This is a genomic window from Streptomyces sp. NPDC006259, from assembly GCF_042870975.1.
Classification (GTDB): domain Bacteria; phylum Actinomycetota; class Actinomycetes; order Streptomycetales; family Streptomycetaceae; genus Streptomyces.
In genome coordinates, this window is record NZ_JBIAHY010000007.1 from 325134 (window position 1) to 350969 (window position 25836).

The window sequence follows — 25836 nt, forward strand, 5'->3', positions numbered from 1 at the left end:
AGGCGGGGGGTCTGGGGGCGTGGCCCCCAGCGCACCGGCCTCAGCGCACCGGCCTCAGCGCACCGGCCTCAGCGCACCGGCCTCAGCGCACCGGCCCCAGCGCACCGGTCCCCGGCCCGCGCGAGTGACCCCGCCCCACCGCCGGAGGCCTACGCGTCGTAGGTGTCGGCCTTCCTCGGTGTCAGGTCCTGGACCGCGCCGCTGAGGACCGACGAGCGCGAGCTGAACTTCTCGGTGTCCACGTCGTGCTCCTTGAGCACCCGCAGCGCGGCCGAGTGCACCGCCCTCAGCACCGGCGTGGCCGCGCGCAGCGCGTCGTCGGCCATGAAGCGGTGCCGCCACGGCTGGTCGGCCCAGGCGTGCCGCAGGCCGAACGGCTCCGGCAGGCCTATCGAGCCGCCGAGCCAGTTCAGCAGCGGCGGGTACCAGCTGATCGTGGCGCGCGCGGCCACCCGTACCACCTCGTCGGCGGTGACCAGCGGCAGGCTGATCTTCCGGGTCTCCCAGAACCGGACGGTCTTGGCGACCTCCCTCGTGGGGGCCTCCGGCTTGGTGGTGAACAGGGCGTTCACCGGGCCCAGCGCATGGCCGGTGACCTCGATGCGCAGCGTCTCGTGCAGCACGGTCACGGTGATCAGCATGGTGATGATCAACTGGCCGTCCCACAGCGGCCACTGGACGCCCAGGTAGTGCCGGTCGCCGCCGCCGAACTGCTGGTTGTTGCAGATGTCCTCCACGGCCCTCGGCTTGACCTGGTAGGCCTCCACGTCGGTGCCCTCCGGCCGGGCCACCGCCTTGGCGTTCTCACCGACCGGCGTGACGATCCAGTGCCGTACCGAAGGAGGCGGGAAACCGCCGGTCTTCAGGCTCTGCCGGTGCAGCAGCTGGAGCTGGTCGTGGACGGCCCGGACGATCGTCCAGCTGCGGAACTCGTGGACGCCCTTGACGGGGTCGATCGGGGTCAGCTCCTCCGCGAGGTGCCAGGCACCCCAGCGGGTGCCCATGCCGAGTATCCCCTTGGGACCGGCGTAGAAGACGGAGTTGGACTGCTGCTCGGCGCTCAACCGGGCCAGGGACTGGCGCAGCTGCTCGGCCGCCGTCTGGTTCGGGCTGGTCGGCACCGCCTCCGGGACCTTGGCGCCGACGCTGCTGCCGGACAGCAGGCTGTCCCAGCGCTCGCGCAGGTCCTTCGCCGTGCCCTCGCAGATGCGCTTGGCCAGGAACCAGCCGGCCACCGGCGCGACGACCGCACCGCGCGCGTACCACCCGGCCAGGCCGGAGAACGGCATGCGCAGCAGGAAGAGCGCGGCGAGCGCGCCGACGGCCACGAGCAGACCGGTGGCCAGCCCGGAGACCCGCCGGTCGCCCCCCTTCACCATGGTGGTCCGGAGCTGGAAGACCAGCAGCCACACCAGCAGGCCGGGCAGGAACAGCAGACCGCACAGGACCATGACGCCGGTCAGCTTCTTGTCGCGCTCCCGCCGGATCCGGTTGGCGGCCAGGCAGTGTTCGACGACCACCTGCGGCTCGCTGCCGAACGACTGGATCAGCGGCTTGCGCCCGACGCCCAGCATGCGGTCGATCACCGCCTGGGAGAACGCCTCGCCGAGGTTGGGCCGGAAGATTTTGGCCCAGCTGCGGCCGGGGCCGACCGCCGTCTGGTGCCATTCGTTGTCGGCCTTCTTGATGTCCTCCACGGGGTTGTCCCGGTACGCGGCCGAGGCCAGCGCGAAGGTCGGCGTCTGCCCGCCCTCGCCCTGCTGCGGCACCTGTGGCCCGAAGAAGTCCGCGTAACCGCTGCCAACGGTCATTCCCGCCCCCGATCGCCGCGACTGTCGCTCCTGCGGCCTTCCCGACTTCCGTGCTCCGCACACCTGTTGATCAGGTCATCAGCGTATATCCAGGCACGGACATCCGTCGGCGGACGGCCGAAGCCGCCCGCCGTAACGGAGGAACGCCTTCCGTACCGGCCACTTGAGGGTGGCCGCCCCCCAACCCCTACCCCGCCCGCTCCTGTTGGCGCAGACGCTCCGCCACCTGCGCCGGCATCGGCTCGTGGCGGGCGTACGCGCGGTGGAAGCGGGCCGTGCCGTGCGAGAGGGAACGCAGGTCGACCGCGTACCGGCCGATCTCGATCTCGGGCACCTCCGCGCGCACCAGCGTGCGACCGCCGCTCGTCTGCTCGGTGCCCAGCACCCGTCCGCGCCGCCCCGAGAGGTCGCTCATCACGGCGCCCACGTACTCGTCGCCGACCAGCACACCCACCTCGGCCACCGGCTCCAGCAGATGGATCCTCGCGCCGGCCGCGGCCTCCCGCAGCGCGAGCGCCCCGGCCGTCTGGAAGGCGGCGTCGGAGGAGTCCACCGAATGCGCCTTGCCGTCGCGCAGGGTCACCCGGACGTCGACGAGCGGATGGCCCGCGGCGACCCCCTTGGCGGCCTGCGCCCGTACGCCCTTCTCGACGGACGGGACGAACTGGCGCGGCACCGCCCCGCCCACGACCTTGTCCACGAACTCGATGCCGGAACCGCCCGGCAGCGGCTCCACCTCGATCTCGCACACGGCGAACTGCCCGTGCCCGCCGGACTGCTTGACGTGCCGTCCGCGCCCGGAGGCGCCGGCGGCGAACGTCTCCCGCAGCGAGACCCTGTGCGGGACGACGTCGACCTGCACGCCGTAGCGGCTGCGCAGCCGCTCCAGGGCGACGTCCGCGTGGGCCTCGCCCAGGCACCACAGCACCACCTGATGGGTGCCCCGGTTCTGTTCCAGCCGCATCGTGGGGTCCTCGGCCACCAGCCGGGACAGCCCCTGCGACAGCTTGTCCTCGTCGGCCTTGCTGTGCGCCTGGATGGCCAGCGGCAGCAGCGGGTCGGGCATCTGCCACGGCTCCATCAGCAGGGGGTCGTCCTTGGCGGAGAGCGTGTCGCCGGTCTCCGCGCGGCTCAGCCTCGCCACGCACGCCAGGTCGCCCGCGATGCAGTGCGTCAGAGCGCGCTGCTGCTTGCCGAAGGGCGCCGACAGGGCGCCCACGCGCTCGTCGACGTCGTGGTCCTCGTGGCCGCGGTCGGTGAGCCCGTGCCCGGAGACGTGCACGGTCTGGTCGGGGCGCAGGGTGCCGGAGAACACGCGGACCAGCGAGACGCGGCCGACGTAGGGGTCGGAGGCCGTCTTCACGACCTCCGCGACCAGTGGCCCGTCCGGATCGCACAGGTCCAGCGCGCGCGGCTCGCCGTCGACCGTGGTGACGCGGGGCGCCTCGCGCTCCAGAGGCGTCGGGAAGCCCCTGGTGACGAGTTCCAGCAGCTCCACGGTGCCGATGCCCTGCCGGGCGCCCTCGGCGGCCGGGGCCGCGGCCAGTACGGGGAAGAACGTGCCGCGCGCCACGGCCCTCTCCAGGTCCTGGATCAGGGTCTTGACGTCGATCTGCTCGCCGCCGAGATAGCGGTCCATGAGGGTCTCGTCCTCGCTCTCGGCGATGATCCCCTCGATCAGCCGGTCACGGGCCTCCTCGATCCCGGGCAGCTCGGCCTCGCCCGGCTCGGACTCCTCGCGCTCACCGGAGGAGTAGTCGAACAGCTTGCGCGACAGCAGCCCGGTCAGACCCGTCACGGGCGCGTGCCCGTCCGGCGCCTGCGGGCCGTGCAGCGGCAGGTACAGCGGCAGCACGGCGTCGGGGTCGTCGCCGCCGAAGGCCTCCGCGCAGATCCGCGTCATCTCCTCGAAGTCCGCGCGCGCGGCCTCCAGGTGCGTGACGACGATCGCGCGCGGCATGCCGACGGCCGCGCACTCCTCCCACACCATGCGGGTCGAGCCGTCCACGCCGTCCGACGCCGAGACGACGAAGAGGGCCGCGTCCGCGGCGCGCAGACCGGCCCTCAGCTCCCCGACGAAGTCGGCGTACCCGGGGGTGTCGAGGAGGTTGATCTTGATGCCGTCCCATTCGACCGGCACCAGGGAGAGCTGCACCGAGCGTTGCTGACGGTGCTCGATGTCGTCGTAGTCGGAGACGGTGCCGCCGTCCTCCACACGGCCCGCCCGGTTCACCGCTCCCGCCGTCAGCGCGAGAGCCTCCACCAAGGTCGTCTTGCCCGATCCGGAGTGGCCGACCAGCACCACATTCCGTACGGACGCGGGGTGGTCGGCCGCCGTGGCCCTGCCGGCGGCTCCGGTGTGTGTGTGCGCCTTGTCGCCCATAATTCCGCCTCCCGTGCACGGTGAGGTCATCGGGGCGCGGACACGGCGGTTCCTCCCCCAGACTCCGTCCGGGGCACCCCCAGCGGTGGCGGCTCCGGCGACGCCCGCGGTCCTTCGAGCTTTCCACTCCCGTCACGGTGCGTCCATACGGAGGACCCGACGAGGCCGCCGGCACGGGCGCCGGCGCGACCCGCCGTGCCCCCGGCGCGGCCGCGCGGTGACACCGGGCCCGGGTGCCCGACGGTCGCACACCCACGCGCGTCGCTACGATGGGCCAGCCGGTGGCCAGCAGGGGCCGCGCGGCCATACGACCGTCGGGAAGGCCATGCTGAACAAGTACGCGCGTGCATTCTTCACGCGTGTCCTCACACCGTTCGCCGCGTTTCTCATCCGCCGGGGCGTGAGCCCCGACACGGTCACGCTGCTCGGCACCGCCGGCGTGGTCGCCGGCGCGCTGGTCTTCTACCCCAGGGGCCACTTCTTCTGGGGCACGGTCGTGATCACGTTGTTCGTGTTCTCCGACCTCGTCGACGGCAACATGGCCCGCCAGCTCGGCCGCTCCAGCCGCTGGGGCGCCTTCCTGGACTCCACGCTCGACCGGGTCGCCGACGGCGCGGTCTTCGGCGGCTTCGCCCTCTGGTACGCGGGCCACGGCGACGACAACGTGCTGTGCGCCGTCTCGATCTTCTGCCTGGCCAGCGGTCAGGTCGTGTCGTACACCAAGGCGCGCGGCGAGTCGATCGGCCTGCCGGTCGCGGTCAACGGGCTCGTCGAGCGCGCCGAGCGGCTGGTGGTGTCGCTGGTCGCCGCCGGGCTCGCGGGCCTGCACGCGTTCGGGGTGCCGGGCATCCAGTACCTGCTGCCGGTCGCCCTGTGGCTGGTCGCCGTCGGCAGCCTGGTCACGTTGATCCAGCGGGTGGTCACGGTCCGGCGCGAGGCGGCGGAGGCCGATGCGGCGACCGCGGCGGCCCAGCAGGAGACCGAGGGGCGTGAGACCGCCCAGTGAGCGCACGCGACCAGCTGACCGACGGGCTGTACGGACTCGGCTGGAGCACCGTCAAGAAGCTCCCCGAGCCGGCGGCGGTCCGCCTCGGGCGCACCATCGCCGACCTCGCATGGAAGCAGCGCGGCAAAGGCGTCCAGCGCCTCGAGAGCAACTACGCGCGCGTGGTGCCGGACGCGAGCCCCGAGCGGCTGGCCGAGCTGTCCCGCGCGGGCATGCGCTCCTACCTGCGCTACTGGATGGAGTCCTTCCGGCTCCCCGCCTGGAGCCCCGAGCGGATCGCGTCCGGGTTCGAACCCGAGGACCTGCACCACCTGACCGACGGCCTCGCGGCCGGCAACGGCGTCGTCGTCGCGCTGCCGCACCTGGCCAACTGGGACCTCGCCGGCGCCTGGGTCACCACCAAGCTGGGCGCCCCGTTCACCACGGTCGCCGAGCGCCTCAAGCCCGAGACGCTCTACGACCGGTTCGTCGCCTACCGCGAGGGCCTCGGCATGGAGGTCCTGCCGCACAGCGGCGGCACCGCCTTCGGCACCCTCGCCCGGCGACTGCGCGAGGGCGGCCTGGTCTGCCTGGTCGCCGACCGCGACCTGTCCGCGTCCGGTGTCGAGGTCGAGTTCTTCGGCGCCACCGCGCGGATGCCCGCCGGACCGGCCCTTCTCGCCCAGCAGACCGGCGCCTCACTGCTCCCCGTCACCCTCTGGTACGACGACTCGCCCGTCATGCGGGGCCGCGTCCATCCCCCGATCGACGTACCCGGGTCAGGTACGCGGGCGGAGCGGGCGTCCGTCATGACACAGGCGCTGGCGGACGCCTTCGCCACGGGGATCGCCGACCATCCGGAGGACTGGCACATGCTCCAGCGGTTGTGGCTCGCCGATCTCGACCCCGCGAAGGGACCCGCGTGAGAATCGGCATCGTCTGCCCCTACTCCTGGGACGTTCCCGGTGGCGTCCAGTTCCACATCCGCGACCTCGCCGAGTACTTCATCCGCCTCGGCCACGAGGTCTCCGTCCTCGCCCCCGCCGACGACGACACCCCGCTCCCGCCGTACGTCGTCTCGGCCGGCCGCGCCGTCCCGGTGCCGTACAACGGCTCGGTGGCCCGGCTGAACTTCGGCTTCCTGAGCGCCGCCCGGGTGCGCCGCTGGCTGCACGACGGTGCCTTCGACGTGGTCCACATCCACGAGCCGACCTCGCCGTCGCTCGGCCTGCTGACCTGCTGGGCGGCGCGGGGCCCGATCGTGGCGACGTTCCACACGTCGAACCCGCGCTCGCGCGCGATGATCGCCGCCTACTCGATCCTCCAGGCCGCCCTGGAGAAGATCAGCGCGCGGATAGCGGTCAGCGAGTACGCCCGCCGCACCCTGGTGGAGCACCTCGGCGGGGATGCCGTGGTCATCCCCAACGGCGTGGACGTCGACTTCTTCGCCCGCGCCGAACCCAACCCCGAGTGGCAGGGCGGGACGATCGGCTTCGTCGGACGCATCGACGAGCCCCGCAAGGGCCTGCCGGTGCTGATGGCCGCCCTGCCGAAGATCTTCGCCGAGCGTCCGGACGCGCGCCTGCTGGTGGCGGGCCGCGGCGACGAGAAGGAGGCCGTCGAGAACCTCCCCGAGGAGCTGCGCTCCCGTGTCGAGTTCCTCGGCATGGTCAGCGACGAGGACAAGGCCCGCTTCCTGCGCAGCATCGACCTCTACGTCGCCCCCAACACCGGCGGCGAGAGCTTCGGCATCATCCTGGTCGAGGCCATGTCCGCCGGTGCCCCGGTGCTCGCCTCCGACCTCGACGCCTTCGCCCAGGTGCTCGACCACGGCAGCGCGGGCGAACTGTTCGCCAACGAGGACGCGGCCGCGCTCGCCGAAGCGGCGGTACGGCTGCTGGGCGACCCCGAGCGACGGGCCGGCCTGCGCGAGCGGGGCAGCGCCCACGTCCGGCGCTTCGACTGGTCGACGGTCGGCGCGGACATCCTCTCCGTGTACGAGACGGTCACGGCGGGCGCGGCGGCGGTGGCGGCGGACGACAAGGGCTCCCCGGGCCTGCGGGCACGGTTCGGCCTGGCACGCGACTGACGCGTGGGGCGGTCCTGACAACGCCGGGCGGGTACGCGCTGCCCGTCCGGCGCGTGAGGACAGGGCCGGCAAGGGGTGTGCGGGCGGTGGCTTCAGAAAGGCCCCGCCGCAGGCACTCCGGCGGGTCCCGTGGAGCGGCCGGCCTTGCCGCCCGTGGCCGTAAGCCTCACGCGGCGGCGGCGGCGGTGGTGGCGGCGGACGACGACGGGGCTCCCGGGGTTTGCGGGGCGTGCGGCCTGGCACGCCGCTGAGGACAGGGCCGGCGAGGGGTGTGCGGGCGGTGGCTTCAGAAAGGCCCCGCCGCAGGCACTCCGGCGGGTCCCGTGGAGCGGTCGGCCTTGCCGCCCGTGGCCGTAAGCCTCACGCGGCGCTGGTGGCGGCGGACGACGACGGGGCTCCCCGGGTTTGCGGGGCGTGCGGCCTGGCACGCCGCTGAGGACAGGGCCCGCGAGGGGTGTGCGGGCGGTGGCCTCAGAAGGGCGCCCGCCGCGGGCACTCCGGCCGGGCCTGCGGAGCGACTAGCCTTGCGGCCCGTGACCGCAACCCTGATCTGGATCCTCGTCGTCCTCGTCGCCATCGGCCTCTACCTGAGCTGGACGGCGGGACGGCTGGACCGGCTGCACGCCCGTATCGACGCCGCCCGCGCCGCACTGGACGCACAACTCCTGCGCAGGGCGTCCGTGGCCCAGGAACTGGCCACCTCCGGCGTGCTCGATCCGGCCGCCTCGATCGTGCTCTACGAGGCCGCGCACGCCGCCCGGCAGGCCGAGGAGGAGCAGCGGGAGGTCGCCGAGAGCGACCTGAGCCAGGCGCTGCGAGCGGTCTTCGCGGACGTACAGCAGGTGGAGGCCGTCCGTGAGGTGCCCGGGGGAGAGGCCGCGGCGCACGAGCTGACCGAGGCCGTCCTGCGGGTGCCCATGGCCCGCCGCTTCCACAACGACGCGGTGGGCGGGGCCCGCAGGCTGCGCGAGCACCGCAAGGTGCGCTGGTTCCGGCTGGCCGGCCACGCGCCGTTTCCGATGGCCTTCGAGATGGACGACGAGCCGCCCGCCGTGCTCACCGAGCGTTCGCGCGCGTGAGCGCACCGCGACGGGCCGCCGCCGGGAACCCAAAAGGATCCACCGCCTTCCCATTGGCCCTTGCTGTGGACTGGTCCACTCGCGTTACCTCGGTGCGGTAGAAAGCCCTCTTTCCCTTCAGTGAGGTCAACCCGTGTCCAGCACCCAGAACCAGGCCCCCGAGACCGGCACCGCGCGCGTGAAGCGCGGCATGGCCGAGCAGCTCAAGGGCGGCGTGATCATGGACGTCGTCAACGCGGAGCAGGCGAAGATCGCCGAGGACGCGGGCGCCGTCGCCGTCATGGCCCTGGAGCGGGTTCCCGCCGACATCCGCAAGGACGGCGGCGTGGCCCGGATGTCGGACCCGAACATGATCGAGGAGATCATCGAAGCGGTCTCCATCCCGGTCATGGCCAAGTCCCGCATCGGCCACTTCGTCGAGGCCCAGGTCCTGCAGTCCCTCGGCGTGGACTACATCGACGAGTCCGAGGTCCTCACCCCGGCCGACGAGGTCAACCACTCCGACAAGTGGGCGTTCACCACCCCCTTCGTCTGCGGCGCCACCAACCTGGGCGAGGCGCTGCGCCGCATCGCCGAGGGCGCCGCGATGATCCGCTCCAAGGGCGAGGCCGGCACCGGCAACGTGGTCGAGGCGGTCCGTCACCTGCGCCAGATCAAGAACGAGATCGCCAGGCTCCGCGGCTTCGACAACAACGAGCTGTACGCCGCCGCCAAGGACCTGCGGGCCCCCTACGAGCTGGTCAAGGAGGTCGCCGAGCTGGGCAAGCTGCCGGTCGTGCTGTTCTCCGCCGGTGGCGTGGCCACCCCCGCCGACGCCGCGCTGATGCGCCAGCTGGGCGCCGAGGGCGTCTTCGTCGGCTCCGGCATCTTCAAGTCCGGCGACCCGGCCAAGCGCGCCGCCGCCATCGTGAAGGCGACCACCTTCTACGACGACCCGAAGATCATCGCGGACGCGTCCCGCAACCTCGGCGAGGCCATGGTCGGCATCAACTGCGACACCCTCCCCGAGGCCGAGCGCTACGCCAACCGCGGCTGGTAGTCACCATGACCGACGCACCTGTCATCGGCGTCCTGGCCCTCCAGGGCGACGTACGGGAGCACCTCATCGCCCTGGCCGCGGCCGACGCCGTGGCCAGGCCGGTCCGGCGCCCCGAAGAACTCGCCGAGGTCGACGGCCTGGTCATCCCCGGCGGCGAGTCCACCACCATCTCCAAGCTGGCCGTCCTCTTCGGCGTGCTGGAGCCCCTCCGCGCGCGCGTGCGGGCCGGCCTGCCCGTCTACGGCACCTGCGCGGGCATGATCCTGCTCGCCGACAAGATCCTCGACCCGCGCTCGGGGCAGGAGACCGTCGGCGGCATCGACATGATCGTGCGCCGCAACGCCTTCGGACGGCAGAATGAGTCCTTCGAAGCGGCGGTCGACGTCAAGGGCGTCGAGGGGGATCCCGTGGAGGGCGTCTTCATCCGTGCCCCCTGGGTCGAGTCGGTCGGCGCCCGCACCGAGGTCCTCGCCGAGCACGAGGGCCACATCGTCGCCGTCCGCCAGGGCAACGCGCTGGCCACCTCGTTCCACCCGGAGCTGACCGGCGACCACCGCGTGCACTCCCTGTTCGTGGAGATGGTGCGCGCCAACCGGACACCGGAGTCCTTGTAGGATCTCTGGCGTTCACGCAGAGATGGGTTACGCGAAGGAGACAGGCAGATGTCCGGCCACTCTAAATGGGCCACGACGAAGCACAAGAAGGCCGTGATCGACGCCAAGCGCGGCAAGCTCTTCGCGAAGCTGATCAAGAACATCGAGGTCGCGGCGCGCATGGGCGGTGTCGACCTGGACGGCAACCCCACGCTCTACGACGCCGTCCAGAAGGCGAAGAAGTCGTCGGTCCCCAACAAGAACATCGACTCCGCGATCAAGCGCGGCGGTGGCCTTGAGGCCGGCGGTGCCGACTACGAGACGATCATGTACGAGGGTTACGGCCCGAACGGCGTCGCGGTGCTCATCGAGTGCCTCACCGACAACCGCAACCGTGCCGCCTCCGACGTGCGCGTCGCCATGACCCGCAACGGCGGCTCCATGGCCGACCCCGGCTCGGTGTCGTACCTCTTCCACCGCAAGGGCGTCGTCATCGTCCCCAAGGGCGAGCTGTCCGAGGACGACGTGCTCGGCGCCGTCCTGGACGCCGGCGCCGAGGAGGTCAACGACCTCGGTGAGTCCTTCGAGGTCATCAGCGAGGCCACCGACCTGGTCGCGGTCCGCACCGCCCTCCAGGACGCCGGCATCGACTACGACTCCGCCGACGCCAACTTCGTCCCGACCATGCAGGTCGAACTGGACGAGGAGGGCGCCAGGAAGATCTTCAAGCTGATCGACGCGCTCGAGGACAGCGACGACGTGCAGAACGTCTTCGCCAACTTCGACGTCAGCGACGAGGTCATGGAGAAGGTCGACGCGTAGCGCCGCCGCGAACTGAGCGGATCCGTCGGGCCGGTGGGACACGTCCTACCGGCCCGACGTCGTTGTCAGTGGCAGCGGATAGCCTGACGACCGTCAGAGATCACGAGGGGAGGGCGCGTGCGCGTACTCGGGGTGGACCCCGGTCTCACGCGATGCGGCGTGGGCGTCGTCGAGGGCGTCGCCGGCCGACCGCTCACGATGCTCGGCGTCGGCGTCGTACGGACGCCCGCGGACGCCGAGTTGGGGCAGCGCCTCGTCGCCGTCGAGCAGGGCGTCGAGCAGTGGCTGGACGAGTACCGGCCCGAATTCGTCGCCGTCGAGCGCGTGTTCAGCCAGCACAACGTGCGCACCGTCATGGGCACCGCCCAGGCCAGTGCCGTCGCCATGCTGTGCGCCGCCCGCCGCGGCATCCCCGTCGCCCTGCACACACCCAGCGAGGTCAAGGCCGCCGTCACCGGCAGCGGCCGCGCCGACAAGGCACAGGTCGGCGCCATGGTGACCCGGCTGCTCCGGCTCGACGCACCCCCCAGGCCCGCCGACGCCGCCGACGCCCTCGCCCTCGCCATCTGCCACATCTGGCGCGCCCCCGCGCAGAACCGACTCCAGCAGGCCGTCGCCCTGCACGCATCGAAAGGCCGTACGGGATGATCGCCTTCGTGAGCGGACCGGTCGCCGCCCTCGCCCCCGGCTCCGCGGTGGTCGAGGTGGGCGGCATCGGCATCGCCGTCCAGTGCACCCCCGACACGCTCTCCGCACTGCGCGTGGGCCGGGAGGCGAGACTGGCCACCGCACTGGTCGTCCGCGAGGACTCCCTCACCCTGTACGGCTTCGCCGACGACGACGAGCGCCAGGTCTTCGAGCTGCTCCAGACCGCGAGCGGGGTCGGGCCGCGCCTCGCCCAGGCCATGCTGGCCGTCCACTCGCCGGACGCCCTGCGGCGCGCCGTCGCCACCGGTGACGAGCGGGCCCTCACCGCCGTCCCCGGCATCGGCAAGAAGGGCGCCCAGAAGCTGCTGCTGGAGCTGAAGGACCGCCTCGGCGAGCCGATCGGCGCCCCCGCGGTCGGCACGCCCGTCACCCAGGGCTGGCGCGACCAGCTGCACGCTGCCCTGATCGGGCTCGGCTACGCGACCCGCGAGGCGGAGGAGGCCGTCACCGCCGTCGCACCGCAGGCCGAGGCCGCCGGTGGCACACCCCAGGTCGGCCGGCTTCTGAAGGCGGCGCTGCAGACCCTCAACCGAGCCCGCTGACCCCCTACCTTGCCGAGGCACACCACATGAACTGGGACGACCCGACCGACGCGACCGCCGACGAGGGGCTCGCCGGCCCCGCAGCGGAGCGGCTGGTGGGCTCCGTCGCCGACGGCGAGGACCAGGCCGTCGAAGCCGCCCTGCGCCCCAAGGACCTGGGCGAGTTCATCGGCCAGGAGAAGGTCCGCGAACAGCTCGACCTCGTGCTGCGCGCCGCACGCGCGCGCGGCGCGACCGCCGACCACGTGCTGCTCTCCGGCGCCCCGGGCCTCGGCAAGACCACCCTCTCCATGATCATCGCGGCCGAGATGGGCGCCCCGATCCGGATCACCAGCGGCCCCGCCATCCAGCACGCGGGCGACCTGGCCGCGATCCTGTCCTCCCTCCAGGAGGGCGAGGTCCTCTTCCTCGACGAGATCCACCGCATGTCCCGGCCCGCCGAGGAGATGCTCTACATGGCGATGGAGGACTTCCGCGTCGACGTCATCGTCGGCAAGGGCCCCGGCGCCACCGCGATCCCCCTGGAGCTGCCCCCCTTCACCCTGGTCGGCGCCACCACGCGGGCCGGCCTGCTGCCGCCCCCGCTGCGCGACCGCTTCGGCTTCACCGCGCACATGGAGTTCTACGAACCGGCCGAACTGGAACGGGTGATCCACCGCTCGGCGAACCTCCTCGACGTGGAGATCGACACCCTCGGCGCCGCCGAGATCGCCGGCCGCTCGCGCGGCACGCCCCGCATCGCCAACCGCCTGCTGCGCCGCGTCCGGGACTACGCCCAGGTGAAGGCCGACGGCGTGATCACCCGCGAGATCGCGGAGGCCGCGCTGAAGGTCTACGAGGTCGACGCCCGCGGCCTCGACCGCCTCGACCGCGCCGTCCTGACCGCCCTGCTGAAGCTGTTCGGCGGCGGACCGGTCGGTCTGTCCACGCTCGCCGTGGCGGTGGGGGAGGAGCGCGAGACCGTGGAGGAGGTGGCCGAACCCTTCCTCGTCCGCGAGGGCCTGCTCGCCCGCACGCCGCGCGGCCGGGTCGCCACCCCCGCCGCCTGGGCCCACCTGGGCCTGACCCCGCCCCGCCCCGCCACCGCGGGAAACGGACAACAGGACCTCTTCGGGGCGTGACGGCGCGGCGTCCGTCCGGGATCGGACAGGACGATGGCGGTACCAGGAACCCTGGTGCCATGCTGAGCGTTGTTCACTGCGCGCGGACTCGCTTAGACTCCGCCGATGCCGCCCTTGTCGGCAGCGCGCACACCCCCAACCATCAGGCCGCTCACCATCGCGGTCGCGTGAAGGAAGTACCGACCCGTGAGTTTCATGACCCTCCTCCTGCCCCTGGTGCTCATCGGGGCCATGTTCCTGATGACCCGGTCGGCGAAGAAGAAGCAGCAGCAGGCCGTGGACATGCGCAACCAGATGCAGCCCGGCAGCGGTGTCCGCACCATCGGGGGCATGTACGCGACGGTCAAGGAGGTCAGTGAGGACACGGTCCTCCTCGACGCCGGCCCGGGTGTGGACCTGCTCTTCGCGAAGAACTCGATCGGTGCCGTGCTGACGGACGACGAGTACAACCGCATCGTCCACGGCATCGAGCACGACCTGAAGTCCGACGCCGACGTCGTCCCCGACGACGCCTCCTCCCTCACCGGGACCGACGGGTCCGCCGACGCCGCCGCCTCCGACGACCAGCCCGTCGACCTCGGCAAGAAGGGCGAGACCGAGGCCGGCGCCGTCGAGAAGACCGCCGAGGAGAAGACCGCCGAGGCCGACGGAGGGCCGAAGAAGACCGACGGCGACTCCGACGAGAAGAAGTAGCCACGACCCGGGGCACGCGGGCCCGTCCCGCGGGCCTCGGGCGCGCGCAGTCTCGCACCTAGGGGATCCCGACACCATGTCATGGCCGTTGCCGCGCTGACCCGGCGCGAGGCGGCCCGAGAGGGAGTACGAGAAGGTGGCAGCACCTAAGAAGGGCCGGAGCGCGAGTGCCCAGAGCAAGCCGTGGCGCTCGCTGGTCCTGATCCTGATCGCCATCGTGGGGCTCACCGGAGGCATGTTCCTCTCCGGCCACACGACTCCGCGTCTCGGCATCGACCTTGCCGGCGGTACGAGCATCACGCTCGAGGCGAAGGCCGACCAAGGGTCCGCCATCAACAAGGCGAACATGGACACCGCGGTCGAGATCATGAACCGCCGTGTCAACGGCCTGGGCGTCTCCGAGGCGGAGGTGCAGACCCAGGGCGACCGCAACATCATCGTGAACATCCCCAAGGGCATCAACTCCAAGGAAGCCCGGGAGCAGGTCGGCACCACCGCCAAGCTGTACTTCCGCCCGGTGCTGGCCAGTGAGCCCAGCGGTGCCGCCGCGAGCGGCTCGCCGAGCCCTTCGGCCAGTGGCTCCCCGGCCGCCTCGCCGAGCCCCTCCACCAGCGCCTCCGCGGGTGAGAAGGCCTCCTCCTCGACCTCCCCGTCGCCCTCCGTCAGCTCCCAGGGCCGCGCCGTCACCGACGCGCTCAAGGCCGACTCCAGCCCGTCGCCCTCGGCGAGCGCCTCCGCCAGCCCCTCGGCGCCCGCGGGCACCGCCACCGGCGAGGCCGCGCTCCAGGCGAAGTACGCCGCCCTGGACTGCACCAAGAAGTCGCAGCGGTCCGCGATCGGCGACGGCGTCAAGCCCGCCGACATGACCGTGGCCTGCGGTCAGATCGAGGGCGCCTGGTACAAGTACCTGCTCGGCCCGGCCGCCGTCGACGGCACCGAGGTCGACGAGGCCAAGGCGCTCTTCGACACCCAGGGTGCCGCGGGCTGGCAGGTCAACATGAAGTTCGACTCCAAGGGCGCGAAGAAGTTCGCGGACATCACGGGCAAGCTCGCCCAGAACCAGCAGCCGCAGAACCAGTTCGGCATCGTCCTCGACGGCGAGGTCGTCTCCAGCCCGTACGTCAGCTCCTCCATCGCCGGCGGCCAGGCCCAGATCTCCGGCAGCTTCACGCAGGACGAGGCCCAGGGCCTCGCCAACATGCTGTCCTACGGCGCGCTCCCGCTCACCTTCGAGGAGTCGGGCGTCCAGACGGTGACCGCCGCGCTCGGCGGTGACCAGCTTCGCGCCGGTCTCCTCGCGGGCGCCATCGGTCTCGGCCTGGTCATCGTCTACCTCGTGGCCTACTACCGCGGCCTGTCGCTCATCGCGATCGCCTCGCTGCTGGTCTCCGCCGCGCTGACGTACGTGATCATGTCGCTGCTCGGCCCGACCATCCACTTCGCCCTCAACCTGCCGGCCGTCTGCGGTGCCATCGTCGCCATCGGCATCACGGCGGACTCGTTCATCGTGTACTTCGAACGGGTCCGGGACGAGATCCGCGAGGGACGCTCCCTGCGTCCCGCGGTCGAGCGGGCCTGGCCGCGCGCGCGGCGCACCATCCTGGTCTCCGACTTCGTGTCGTTCCTCGCCGCCGCGGTGCTGTTCCTGGTCACCGTCGGCAAGGTCCAGGGCTTCGCGTTCACGCTCGGTCTGACCACCGTCCTCGACGTGGTCGTGGTCTTCTTCTTCACCAAGCCCCTGATGACGCTGATCGCCCGCCGCAAGTTCTTCGCGAGCGGCCACAAGTGGTCCGGCCTCGACCCGAAGAGCCTGGGTGCCAAGCCGCCACTGCGCCGCACCCGCCGTCCCTCCGGTCCTGCCGCCGGTCCCGTCGAGACGAAGGAGGCGTGAGCGATGTCGAAACTCGGCAGCCTCGGCGCCCGGCTCCACCGTGGTGAGATCAGCTACGACTTCATCGGTCACCGCAAGATCTGGTACGGCATCTCGATCCTGATCACCATCACGGCCATCGTCGGCCTGGCGGTGCGCGGCCTGAACATGGGCATCGACTTCCAGGGCGGTGCCGTCTTCACCACGGCGAAGAACGGCTCCATCTCCATCTCGCAGGCGCAGACCGCCGCCGAGGAGGCGTCGGGCCACGAAGCGGTCGTGCAGAAGCTCGGCGACGGCTCGGTGCGCATCCAGATCGCCGGCATGGACACCAAGCAGTCCGACACGGTCAAGGACGAGCTGGCCAAGGACTTCAAGGTCGACCCGGAGTCGATCGCGTCGGACCTCGTCGGCCCCAGCTGGGGTGACCAGATCGCCAACAAGGCCTGGCAGGGCCTGGCGATCTTCATGGTCCTGGTCGTGATCTACCTGGCGATCGCCTTCGAGTGGCGGATGGCCATCGCCGCGCTCGTCGCCCTGATCCACGACATCACCATCACCGTCGGCATCTACGCCCTCGTCGGCTTCGAGGTCACGCCGGGCACGGTGATCGGTCTGCTGACCATCCTCGGTTACTCCCTGTACGACACGGTCGTCGTCTTCGACTCCCTCAAGGAACAGACGAAGGACCTCACGAAGCAGACCCGCTTCACGTACAGCGAGATCGCGAACCGCTCGATCAACGGCACCCTGGTGCGCTCCATCAACACCACGGTGGTCGCGCTGCTCCCGGTCGCGGGCCTGCTGTTCATCGGCGGCGGCTTCCTGGGCGCGGGCACGCTCAACGACATCTCCCTGTCGCTGTTCGTCGGCCTGGCCGCCGGTGCCTACTCCTCGATCTTCATCGCTACCCCGCTCGTCGCCGACCTCAAGGAACGCGAACCGCAGGTGAAGGCCCTGAGGAAGCGCGTCCTCGCCAAGCGCGCCCAGTCGCACGCCGACGAGGAGCCCGCGCAGCCCTACGGCTACGACGGGGGTGCGGAGGACCCGGAGGACGCCGAGGCGGCGGTCGTCGGTCCGCGCAGCCAGCCCGCCTCCCGCGGCCGCGGCCGCGGCCGTCCCTCGGGGAAGCGCCGATGACCGGGACCACCGACGTCACGACGCTGCTGCTCAGCCGCATCCGGGACGTGGCCGACCACCCGGAACCGGGCGTGATGTTCAAGGACATCACCCCGCTGCTCGCGGACCCGACGGCGTTCACCGCGCTCACCGACGCGTTCGCGGAGATCGCCGAGCGCACCGGCGCCACCAAGGTCGTCGGTCTGGAGGCCCGCGGCTTCATCCTCGGCGCCCCCGTCGCCGTCCGGGCCGGCCTCGGCTTCGTCCCGGTGCGCAAGGCGGGCAAGCTCCCCGGAGCCACCCTGGCCCAGGCGTACGAGCTGGAGTACGGCTCGGCCGAGATCGAGATCCACGCCGAGGACCTGAGCGCCGACGACCGCGTCCTGATCGTCGACGACGTCCTCGCCACCGGCGGCACCGCCGAGGCGTCGATCCAGCTCATCCAGCGCGCGGGCGCCCAGGTCGCGGGCGTCGCCGTCCTCATGGAGCTGGGCTTCCTCAACGGCCGGCCCCGGCTGGAGGCCGCCCTGGCCGGAGCGCCGCTGGAGGCACTGCTCACCATCTGACGGCGCCGTGGCGTGACCGCGCACGGTGCGGAAGCCTCGCACGGCAAGCGGGCGGGACCGGAGGAATCCGGTGCCCGCCCCTTGCGTTTCCCGGGTAGACCGCTCTCACACCGGTCCGGAGGCGATCTCGGAGCCCGGAATCGCTACGATGGGTGCTCCGGAGCCTGACCGGGGCACCCGGATCGCGCACGAGGAGCCCTCTTGCCAGACGAGGCCCAGCATCTGACCGCCGCCGAGCCCGAGTCCCCCTCGGAGCCCGCGGCCACTCCCGCGTCGCAAGCGCAGAACGACGCCGGCGGGCCGGTCGAGCACGACCGCTCCGCCCCCGTCGAGCAGCCGGCCGAGCAGCCCCGCCCCAAGCCCGCCCCGCGCGAGAGCCCCGCCGGCCCGCCCGCGGCCCGCCCGGCGGCCGCGCCCGCCGCCCGCCCGGCCCCTGCGCAGCAGTCCGCCCGCTCCGGCTCCTCCAACCGCGTCCGGGCCCGCCTCGCCCGGCTCGGCGGACAGCGCGCGAACCCGTACAACCCGGTCCTGGAACCGCTGCTGCGGATAGTGCGCAGCAACGAGCCGAAGATCGAGACCGCGACGCTGCGCCAGATCGAGAAGGCCTACCAGGTCGCCGAGCGCTGGCACCGCGGCCAGAAGCGCAAGAGCGGCGACCCGTACATCACCCACCCGCTCGCGGTGACGACGATCCTGGCCGAGCTGGGGATGGATCCCGCCACCCTCATGGCGGGCCTGCTGCACGACACCGTCGAGGACACCGAGTACGGCCTGGACGATCTGCGCCGTGACTTCGGCGACGTGGTCGCCCTCCTCGTCGACGGCGTCACCAAGCTCGACAAGGTCAAGTTCGGCGAGGCCGCGCAGGCCGAGACCGTCCGCAAGATGGTCGTCGCCATGGCCAAGGACCCGCGCGTCCTGGTCATCAAGCTGGCCGACCGCCTGCACAACATGCGCACCATGCGCTACCTCAAGCGCGAGAAGCAGGAGAAGAAGGCGCGCGAGACCCTCGAGATCTACGCGCCGCTCGCCCATCGCCTGGGTATGAACACCATCAAGTGGGAGCTGGAGGACCTCGCCTTCGCGATCCTCTACCCCAAGATGTACGACGAGATCGTCCGGCTGGTGGCCGAGCGGGCACCGAAGCGTGACGAGTACCTGGCCATAGTGACCGACGAGGTCCAGGCCGACCTGCGCGCCGCCCGCATCAAGGCGACCGTCACCGGCCGCCCGAAGCACTACTACAGCGTCTACCAGAAGATGATCGTCCGCGGCCGTGACTTCGCGGAGATCTACGACCTGGTGGGCATCCGCGTCCTCGTGGACACCGTCCGCGACTGCTACGCGGCCCTGGGCACCGTGCACGCGCGATGGAATCCGGTCCCCGGCCGGTTCAAGGACTACATCGCGATGCCCAAGTTCAACATGTACCAGTCGCTGCACACCACCGTGATCGGCCCCAACGGCAAGCCCGTCGAACTCCAGATCCGCACGTTCGACATGCACCGTCGCGCCGAGTACGGCATCGCCGCGCACTGGAAGTACAAGCAGGAGGCCGTCGCCGGTGCCTCCAAGGTGCGCAGCGACGCCCCCAAGTCGTCCGGCAAGGGCAAGGACGACCACCTCAACGACATGGCGTGGCTGCGCCAGCTGCTGGACTGGCAGAAGGAGACCGAGGACCCAAGCGAGTTCCTGGAGTCCCTGCGCTTCGACCTGTCCCGCAACGAGGTCTTCGTCTTCACGCCCAAGGGCGACGTCATAGCGCTCCCGGCCGGGGCGACGCCGGTCGACTTCGCGTACGCGGTCCACACGGAGGTCGGCCACCGGACGATAGGAGCACGGGTCAACGGCAGGCTCGTACCACTGGAGTCGACGCTGGACAACGGCGACCTGGTGGAGGTCTTCACCTCCAAGGCGGCCGGTGCCGGGCCCTCCCGTGACTGGCTGGGCTTCGTCAAGTCGCCGCGCGCCCGCAACAAGATCCGGGCGTGGTTCTCCAAGGAGCGCCGAGACGAGGCGATCGAGCAGGGCAAGGACGCCATCGCCCGCGCGATGCGCAAGCAGAACCTGCCGATCCAGCGCATCCTCACCGGCGACTCGCTGGTCACGCTCGCGCACGAGATGCGCTACCCGGACATCTCCTCGCTGTACGCCGCGATCGGCGAGGGCCATGTCGCCGCGCAGAACGTCGTGCAGAAGCTGGTGCAGGCCCTCGGCGGCGAGGAGGCCGCGAGCGAGGAGATCGACGAGACGGTCCCGTCCCGGGGACGCGGCCGCAAGCGGCGCAGCAGCAACGACCCGGGCGTCGTCGTCAAGGGCGTCGACGACGTGTGGGTGAAGCTGGCCCGCTGTTGCACGCCCGTCCCCGGCGATCCGATCATGGGCTTCGTCACGCGCGGCAGCGGCGTGTCGGTGCACCGCACCGACTGTGTCAACGTCGACTCGCTCTCCCGTGAACCGGAGCGCATCCTCGACGTGGAGTGGGCGCCCACCCAGTCCTCGGTCTTCCTGGTCGCCATACAGGTCGAGGCGCTGGACCGTTCCCGTCTCCTCTCGGACGTCACGCGTGTCCTGTCCGACCAGCACGTCAACATCCTCTCCGCGGCCGTCCAGACGTCCCGCGACCGCGTCGCCACCTCCCGCTTCACCTTCGAGATGGGCGACCCCAAGCACCTGGGACACGTCCTGAAGGCCGTCCGCGGGGTCGAGGGCGTCTACGACGTCTACCGGGTGACGTCGGCGCGCAGGCCGTAACCCACGGGCGAACGGCAGGAGCCGACGGGGACGGGGGAGTGGCACGGGCGGTCCCGGACAGGACGGATCAGCGCAGGTGCCACCGGCGGCGGCCGGCCGGCCGGAACGCCGAGACCGTCCTGCGACGTCCTCCTCCTGCCCCTCACCTACGGCGGCACCGAGACCCTCGCCGGCCTGGTGACCGGCCGGGCGCGCGAGGACGCCGTACGGGACGCGCGGGCGGAACAGCCGTTCCCGGAGGCCGCCCGTCCGGACGAGGACGTGCCCGAGCACCTCTGGGACGAGGCGGCCGTCCTGCCCGCGCAGCGGGACGCCTGCCCGAGGCCCCGGGCCGCGGGAGGCCTACGACACCGGGGAGGCCCGGAGAACGCCGAACGGCCCGGCCGTGGTCTCCCACAGCCGGGCCGCGAGGCCGGTTCCGACGGGTGGTGTCAGCCGCCGAACTCCTGGAGCGCCTTGAGCGCCTGGTCCAGCAGTGCCTGACGGCCCTCCAGCTCACGCTCCAGCTTGTCGGCCCTGGCGCCGTTGCCCTGGGCACGCGCCTGCTCGATCTGCGAGCGGAGCTTGTCCACGGCCGCCTGGAGCTGACCGGTCAGACCCTCGGCACGCGCGCGTGCCTCCGGGTTGGTCCGGCGCCAGTCGGCCTCCTCGGCCTCCTGGATCGCCCGCTCCACCGCGTGCATCCGGCCCTCCACCTTGGGGCGGGCGTCGCGGGGCACATGGCCGATGGCCTCCCAGCGCTCGTTGACCGAGCGGAAGGCCGCCCGCGCCGCCTTGAGATCCGTCACCGGGAGGATCTTCTCGGCCTCCTCGGCCAGTTCCTCCTTGAGCTTCAGGTTCTCCGTCTGCTCGGCGTCGCGCTCCGCGAAGACCGAGCCGCGGGCGGCGAAGAAGACGTCCTGCGCGCCGCGGAAGCGGTTCCACAGGTCGTCCTCGTGCTCGCGCTGGGCACGGCCGGCCGACTTCCACTCGGTCATCAGGTCCCGGTAGCGCGCCGCCGTGGGACCCCAGTCCGTCGAACTCGACAGCGCCTCCGCCTCGGCGACCAGCCGCTCCTTGACCCGGCGGGCGTCCTCGCGCTGCGCGTCGAGCTGCGCGAAGTGGGCCTTGCGCCGCTTGGAGAACGCCGAGCGGGCGTGCGAGAACCGGTGCCACAGTTCGTCGTCCGACTTACGGTCCAGGCGCGGCAGCCCCTTCCAGGTGTCCACCAGCGCCCGCAGCCGCTCACCGGCCGCCCGCCACTGGTCGGACTGCGCCAGCTGCTCGGCCTCCGTGACCAGGTCCTCCTTGGCCTTGCGGGCCTCGTCGGACTGCTTGGCCCGCTGCTGCTTGCGCTCCTCGCGGCGCTCCTCGACGGTCGCCACCAGCTTGTCCAGCCGGGTCCGCAGCGCGTCCAGGTCGCCGACCGCGTGATGCGCGTCCACCTGCTCGCGGATGTGGTCGATGGCGACCTGGGCGTCCTTCGACGACAGGTCGGTGGTCCGCACCCGCTTCTCGAGGAGGCCGATCTCCACAACCAGGCCCTCGTACTTGCGCTCGAAGTAGGCCAGCGCCTCGTCGGGGGAGCCGGCCTGCCAGGAACCGACGACCTGCTCGCCCTCGGCCGTACGCACGTACACGGTCCCCGTCTCGTCGACGCGGCCCCACGGGTCGCTGCTCACAGCGCCTCCTCCACATGATGCCTGCGAGGGGCTTCGGCGCCCCTGGGCATCGTCCACAGTTTCGTCACGGCCAACATAGGCGACCGGCGGGCCGCCTGTCCGCATCCAGCACGACCGAAATTGGGCGGTCGACCGCCCTGCCATCAGGACTTGGCGACCGTCGCCTTGTCGATCACCACGGTGGCGTTCGGGGCGCCGTCGCCGGCGCCCGTGTTCTCGCCCGCGGCGGCGATCTTCTTGAGGACGGCCATGCCGGCCTCGGAGACCGTGCCGAACGGTGTGTAGCTGGGCGGGAGCTGGCTGTCCTCGTAGACGAGGAAGAACTGGCTGCCGCCGCTGTTGGCCTGACCGGTGTTGGCCATCGCGACCGTGCCGGCCGGGTAGACGTTCGCCTTGAGGCTGGTGTCCTTGAGGTTCTCGTCCGGAATGGTGTAGCCGGGGCCGCCGCTGCCGCTGCCCGTCGGGTCGCCGCACTGGAGCACGAAGATGCCGTTAGTGGTGAGCCGGTGGCACTTGGTGTGGTCGAAGTAGCCCTTGCCGGCGAGGAAGGCGAAGGAGTTCACGGTGTGCGGGGCCGCCGACGTCTTCAGGGCGACGTCTATCTCACCGCAGGTCGTGGCGAGCTTCATCGTGTACTTCGCCGACTTGTCGATCGATATCGCCGGCTCCTTCTTCCACGTCTGCGTCTTGACCGCGCCCGCGGCGGGCTTCTCGCACGGGTCCTTGACGGCGCTGGGCGAGGGCGACGGGGTCGCCTCCGCGGCGGCGTTCGCCTTGTCGTCGTCCTTGAGGACGCCGGTCGTGTACAGCGCCAGACTGCCCACCAGGATCACGCCGAGGACCGACGCGATCACCGCGTTGCGAGCGCGTGCCTTGCGTCGCAGTGCCGTACGGCGCTGCTGCTGCCGCAAGAACTTCTCCCGGGCGAGCTGACGCTTGCGCTGTTCCTGGGTGACCACCGGGTTCTCTCCTCATGGGTCTCGTATGTCCACCGGTACGCGTGCGCCCAGTGAGCCGACCGCCTGCGTGTGCCCCGTACCGTATATGGGTTCGCTGAGGATTCGGCAGCGCCGGTAGGCTCTGACCACAGGCGCAGCCGCTCTCAAGCCACCCGTATCGACACAAACGAAGGACGATCGTGCTCATTGCCGGGTTCCCCGCCGGGGCCTGGGCGACGAACTGTTATCTCGTCGCCCCCGCCGCCGGTGAGGAGTGCGTGATCATCGACCCGGGCCACCAGGCCGCCCCAGGAGTCGAGGAAGCGATCAGGAAGCATCGGCTCAAGCCCGTCGCCGTCGTCCTCACCCACGGCCACCTCGACCACGTGGCCTCGGTCGTCCCGGTCTGCGGGGCGCACGACGTCCCCGCCTGGATCCACCCCGAGGACCGGTTCATGATGAGCGACCCCGAGAAGGCGCTCGGCCGGTCCATCGGCATGCCGCTGCTGGGCGAGCTGACCGTGGGCGAGCCGGACGACGTCCGCGAGCTGACGGACGGCGCGCGGCTGGAGCTGGCGGGTCTGGAGTTCTCCGTCGCGCACGCGCCGGGCCATACCAGGGGGTCGGTGACCTTCCGGATGCCCGAGGCGGCGGACGTCCCGCCCGTCCTCTTCTCGGGCGACCTGCTGTTCGCCGGCTCCATTGGACGCACCGACCTGCCCGGTGGCTCCATGGACGACATGCTCGAGTCGTTGGCCCGCGTGGTCCTTCCGCTCGACGACGCCACCGTGGTGCTGCCCGGTCACAATGAGCACACGACCATCGGCCGGGAACGCGCCACCAACCCGTATCTGCGGCAGGTGGCCGCCGGCCAGGGAGCCGCCGAGGCTCCCCGACGAGGAATGTGACGAGACCTCCCGTGAGTACCTTCCAGGCCCCCAAGGGCACGTACGACCTGATCCCGCCGGACAGCGCCAAGTACCTGGCCGTCCGCGAGGCGATCGCCGCCCCGCTGCGCGACTCCGGCTACGGCTACGTCGAGACGCCCGGCTTCGAGAACGTCGAGCTGTTCGCGCGCGGTGTCGGCGAGTCCACCGACATCGTGACCAAGGAGATGTACGCCTTCGAGACCAAGGGCGGCGACCGCCTCGCCCTGCGGCCCGAGGGCACCGCCTCCGTGCTGCGCGCCGCACTGGAGGCGAACCTGCACAAGACCGGCAACCTCCCGGTCAAGCTCTGGTACTCGGGCTCGTACTACCGCTACGAGCGCCCGCAGAAGGGCCGCTACCGCCACTTCTCCCAGGTCGGTGCCGAGGCGATCGGCGCCGAGGACCCCGCGCTGGACGCCGAGCTGATCATCCTGGCCGACCAGGCCTACCGATCCCTGGGGCTGAGGAACTTCCGCATCCTCCTCAACAGCCTGGGCGACAAGGAGTGCCGTCCGGTGTACCGGGAGGCGCTGCAGACCTTCCTGCGCGGCCTGGACCTCGACGAGGAGACGCTCCGCCGCGCCGACATCAACCCGCTGCGCGTCCTCGACGACAAGCGCCGGGACGTCCAGCAGCAGCTGGTCGACGCCCCGCTGCTGCGCGACTACCTCTGCGACGCCTGCAAGGCGTACCACGAGGAGGTCCGTGAGCTGATCACGGCGGCCGGCGTCGTCTTCGAGGACGACGCGAAGCTGGTCCGCGGCCTGGACTACTACACCCGCACCACCTTCGAGTTCGTCCACGACGGCCTCGGATCGCAGTCCGCGGTGGGCGGCGGCGGGCGCTACGACGGCCTGTCCGAGATGATCGGCGGCCCCGCGCTGCCGTCCGTCGGCTGGGCCCTCGGCGTCGACCGCACGGTCCTGGCGCTGGAGGCGGAGGGAGTGGAACTCCGGCTCCCCCCGGCCACCAGCGTGTTCGCCGTCCCCCTGGGGGAGGAGGCGCGCCGCGTCCTCTTCGCGAAGGTCACCGAACTGCGCAGGCTCGGCGTCGCCGCCGACTTCGCCTACGGCGGCAAGGGCCTCAAGGGCGCCATGAAGAACGCCAACCGCAGCGGCGCCCGCTACACGATCGTCGCCGGCGAACGCGACCTCGCCGAGGGCGTCGTCCAGCTCAAGGACATGGAGTCCGGCGAGCAGACGGCGGTCGGCGTCAACGAGATCGTGGCGGAGCTGGAGGCACGGCTCGGCTGACACGCGCGCGTGGGGCGCCGGACCTCCTTCGGGAGGTCCGGCGCCCTTGCCGTGTCCGGTGCCCGGCCGTCGCGCTGTCCGGAACCGAACGCGCGCACCAGGTCTCACCTTCACCCTTATGTGGAGCGAACGGTGCGCGCACGCGCCTGTGCGGCACAATGGCCCTGCCCGAAGAAGGTCCAGGTCTCAAGTGACGGAATCGGCGTGATGAGCAAGACGACAGTCAAGGACGTCTCCACCGAGCCCGAGCCGCGGCGCGCCGAAACGGACGCGCCCAGGACGGTGGGCGGCAGCCGGGCCTTCGCCCTGTTGCTGGTGATCACCGGCGCGGCCGGCCTGCTCGCCGCGTGGGTCATCACGATCGACAAGTTCAAGCTCCTCGAGGCCAAGGTCGCGGGCACCACCTTCACCCCCGGGTGCAGCCTCAACCCCGTCGTCTCCTGCGGCAGCGTCATGGAGAGCGACCAGGCGTCGGTCTTCGGCTTCCCCAACCCGGTGCTCGGTCTCGTCGCCTACGGCATCGTCGTCTGCGTCGGCGTCAGCCTGCTCGCCCGGGCCCGCTTCCCCCGCTGGTACTGGCTCACCTTCAACGCCGGCACCCTCTTCGGAGTGGTCTTCTGCGCCTGGCTGATGTTCCAGTCCCTGTACCGGATCAACGCCCTGTGCCTGTGGTGCTCCCTGGCCTGGGTCGCCACGATCTTCATGTTCTGGTACGTGACCTCGTTCAACGTCCGTCACGGCTTCCTGCCCGCCCCCGGCTGGCTCAGGGGCTTCTTCGGCGAGTTCACCTGGGTCCTGCCCGTGCTGCACGTCGGCGTCATCGGCATGCTGGTGCTGACCCGCTGGTGGGACTTCTGGACCAGCTGACCCGGCAGGCCGGT

The 25836-nt window shown here is 71.4% G+C and carries 22 protein-coding genes; 18 read left to right on the forward strand and 4 right to left on the reverse strand.

Features of this window, described 5'->3' with window-relative positions:
- Positions 1-149: 149 nt before the first annotated feature.
- On the reverse strand, positions 150-1811 hold the full coding sequence (locus tag ACFYO5_RS29210) for a hypothetical protein (protein WP_388714292.1): 1662 nt from the start codon (positions 1809-1811) through the stop codon (positions 150-152).
- Positions 1812-1998: 187 nt separating this feature from the next.
- Complete coding sequence (locus ACFYO5_RS29215; protein WP_388714294.1) at positions 1999-4194, reverse strand: elongation factor G-like protein EF-G2; 2196 nt, start codon at positions 4192-4194, stop codon at positions 1999-2001.
- A 325-nt stretch (positions 4195-4519) separates the two neighbouring features.
- Here ACFYO5_RS29215 and pgsA point away from each other — a divergent pair, with 325 nt between their 5' ends.
- From pgsA to ACFYO5_RS29290, 15 genes are all read left to right on the forward strand, one after another.
- A complete protein-coding gene (gene pgsA, locus ACFYO5_RS29220) occupies positions 4520-5200 on the forward strand; it encodes a phosphatidylinositol phosphate synthase (protein WP_356567260.1) in 681 nt (226 codons plus the stop codon).
- Complete coding sequence (locus ACFYO5_RS29225; RefSeq protein ID WP_388714299.1) at positions 5197-6105, forward strand: phosphatidylinositol mannoside acyltransferase; 909 nt, start codon at positions 5197-5199, stop codon at positions 6103-6105. The genes pgsA and ACFYO5_RS29225 overlap by 4 nt, the downstream gene beginning before the upstream one ends.
- The gene (locus ACFYO5_RS29230; protein WP_356567264.1) at positions 6102-7268 is read left to right on the forward strand and encodes a glycosyltransferase family 4 protein; all 1167 of its coding nucleotides are present in this window, start codon (positions 6102-6104) and stop codon (positions 7266-7268) included. Before ACFYO5_RS29225 ends, ACFYO5_RS29230 begins: the two co-directional genes overlap by 4 nt.
- 533 nt (positions 7269-7801) lie before the next feature.
- Positions 7802-8347 carry a hypothetical protein gene (locus tag ACFYO5_RS29235; protein WP_388714302.1) on the forward strand — a complete coding sequence of 182 codons (546 nt, stop codon included), beginning with the start codon at positions 7802-7804 and terminating at the stop codon, positions 8345-8347.
- A 133-nt stretch (positions 8348-8480) separates the two neighbouring features.
- Positions 8481-9386, forward strand: a complete 906-nt coding sequence (gene pdxS / locus ACFYO5_RS29240) for a pyridoxal 5'-phosphate synthase lyase subunit PdxS (RefSeq protein ID WP_356567268.1) — start codon at positions 8481-8483, stop codon at positions 9384-9386.
- Positions 9387-9391: 5 nt separating this feature from the next.
- The gene (pdxT, locus tag ACFYO5_RS29245; RefSeq protein WP_356567270.1) at positions 9392-10000 is read left to right on the forward strand and encodes a pyridoxal 5'-phosphate synthase glutaminase subunit PdxT; all 609 of its coding nucleotides are present in this window, start codon (positions 9392-9394) and stop codon (positions 9998-10000) included.
- 48 nt (positions 10001-10048) lie between these two features.
- A complete protein-coding gene (locus ACFYO5_RS29250; RefSeq protein WP_356567272.1) occupies positions 10049-10801 on the forward strand; it encodes a YebC/PmpR family DNA-binding transcriptional regulator in 753 nt (250 codons plus the stop codon).
- A 117-nt stretch (positions 10802-10918) separates the two neighbouring features.
- Positions 10919-11449, forward strand: a complete 531-nt coding sequence (gene ruvC, locus ACFYO5_RS29255) for a crossover junction endodeoxyribonuclease RuvC (protein WP_356567274.1) — start codon at positions 10919-10921, stop codon at positions 11447-11449.
- Entirely contained in the window at positions 11446-12051 is a 606-nt protein-coding gene (gene ruvA, locus ACFYO5_RS29260) for a Holliday junction branch migration protein RuvA (protein ID WP_356567276.1), read from the forward strand. The genes ruvC and ruvA overlap by 4 nt, the downstream gene beginning before the upstream one ends.
- A 26-nt stretch (positions 12052-12077) precedes the next feature.
- Positions 12078-13172 carry a Holliday junction branch migration DNA helicase RuvB gene (ruvB, locus tag ACFYO5_RS29265; protein WP_356567278.1) on the forward strand — a complete coding sequence of 365 codons (1095 nt, stop codon included), beginning with the start codon at positions 12078-12080 and terminating at the stop codon, positions 13170-13172.
- Positions 13173-13358: 186 nt separating this feature from the next.
- A complete protein-coding gene (gene yajC / locus ACFYO5_RS29270) occupies positions 13359-13865 on the forward strand; it encodes a preprotein translocase subunit YajC (protein ID WP_388714309.1) in 507 nt (168 codons plus the stop codon).
- 136 nt (positions 13866-14001) lie between these two features.
- Complete coding sequence (secD, locus tag ACFYO5_RS29275) at positions 14002-15756, forward strand: protein translocase subunit SecD (RefSeq protein WP_388714312.1); 1755 nt, start codon at positions 14002-14004, stop codon at positions 15754-15756.
- 3 nt (positions 15757-15759) lie between these two features.
- A complete protein-coding gene (gene secF / locus ACFYO5_RS29280; RefSeq protein WP_356567284.1) occupies positions 15760-16875 on the forward strand; it encodes a protein translocase subunit SecF in 1116 nt (371 codons plus the stop codon).
- Positions 16872-17420, forward strand: a complete 549-nt coding sequence (locus ACFYO5_RS29285; RefSeq protein WP_356567286.1) for an adenine phosphoribosyltransferase — start codon at positions 16872-16874, stop codon at positions 17418-17420. Before secF ends, ACFYO5_RS29285 begins: the two co-directional genes overlap by 4 nt.
- Before the next feature lie 201 nt (positions 17421-17621).
- Positions 17622-20174, forward strand: coding sequence for a RelA/SpoT family protein (locus ACFYO5_RS29290; protein WP_388714317.1), 2553 nt, complete (start codon positions 17622-17624; stop codon positions 20172-20174).
- Positions 20175-20605: 431 nt separating this feature from the next.
- Here the strand turns inward: ACFYO5_RS29290 and ACFYO5_RS29295 are convergent, their stop codons facing one another.
- On the reverse strand, positions 20606-21835 hold the full coding sequence (locus ACFYO5_RS29295; RefSeq protein ID WP_388714320.1) for a DUF349 domain-containing protein: 1230 nt from the start codon (positions 21833-21835) through the stop codon (positions 20606-20608).
- Positions 21836-21978: 143 nt separating this feature from the next.
- Entirely contained in the window at positions 21979-22794 is an 816-nt protein-coding gene (locus ACFYO5_RS29300) for a peptidylprolyl isomerase (protein WP_388714323.1), read from the reverse strand.
- 179 nt (positions 22795-22973) lie between these two features.
- On the opposite strand from ACFYO5_RS29300, the gene ACFYO5_RS29305 reads away from it, so the two are divergent.
- The 3 genes from ACFYO5_RS29305 to ACFYO5_RS29315 all read left to right on the forward strand — a co-directional run bounded on the left by ACFYO5_RS29305 (position 22974) and on the right by ACFYO5_RS29315 (position 25822).
- Positions 22974-23681 carry an MBL fold metallo-hydrolase gene (locus ACFYO5_RS29305; RefSeq protein ID WP_356567294.1) on the forward strand — a complete coding sequence of 236 codons (708 nt, stop codon included), beginning with the start codon at positions 22974-22976 and terminating at the stop codon, positions 23679-23681.
- A gap of 11 nt (positions 23682-23692) precedes the next feature.
- Entirely contained in the window at positions 23693-24955 is a 1263-nt protein-coding gene (hisS, locus tag ACFYO5_RS29310) for a histidine--tRNA ligase (RefSeq protein WP_388714327.1), read from the forward strand.
- Positions 24956-25162: 207 nt separating this feature from the next.
- The gene (locus ACFYO5_RS29315; RefSeq protein ID WP_388714330.1) at positions 25163-25822 is read left to right on the forward strand and encodes a vitamin K epoxide reductase family protein; all 660 of its coding nucleotides are present in this window, start codon (positions 25163-25165) and stop codon (positions 25820-25822) included.
- The last annotated feature ends 14 nt before the right edge of the window (positions 25823-25836 follow it).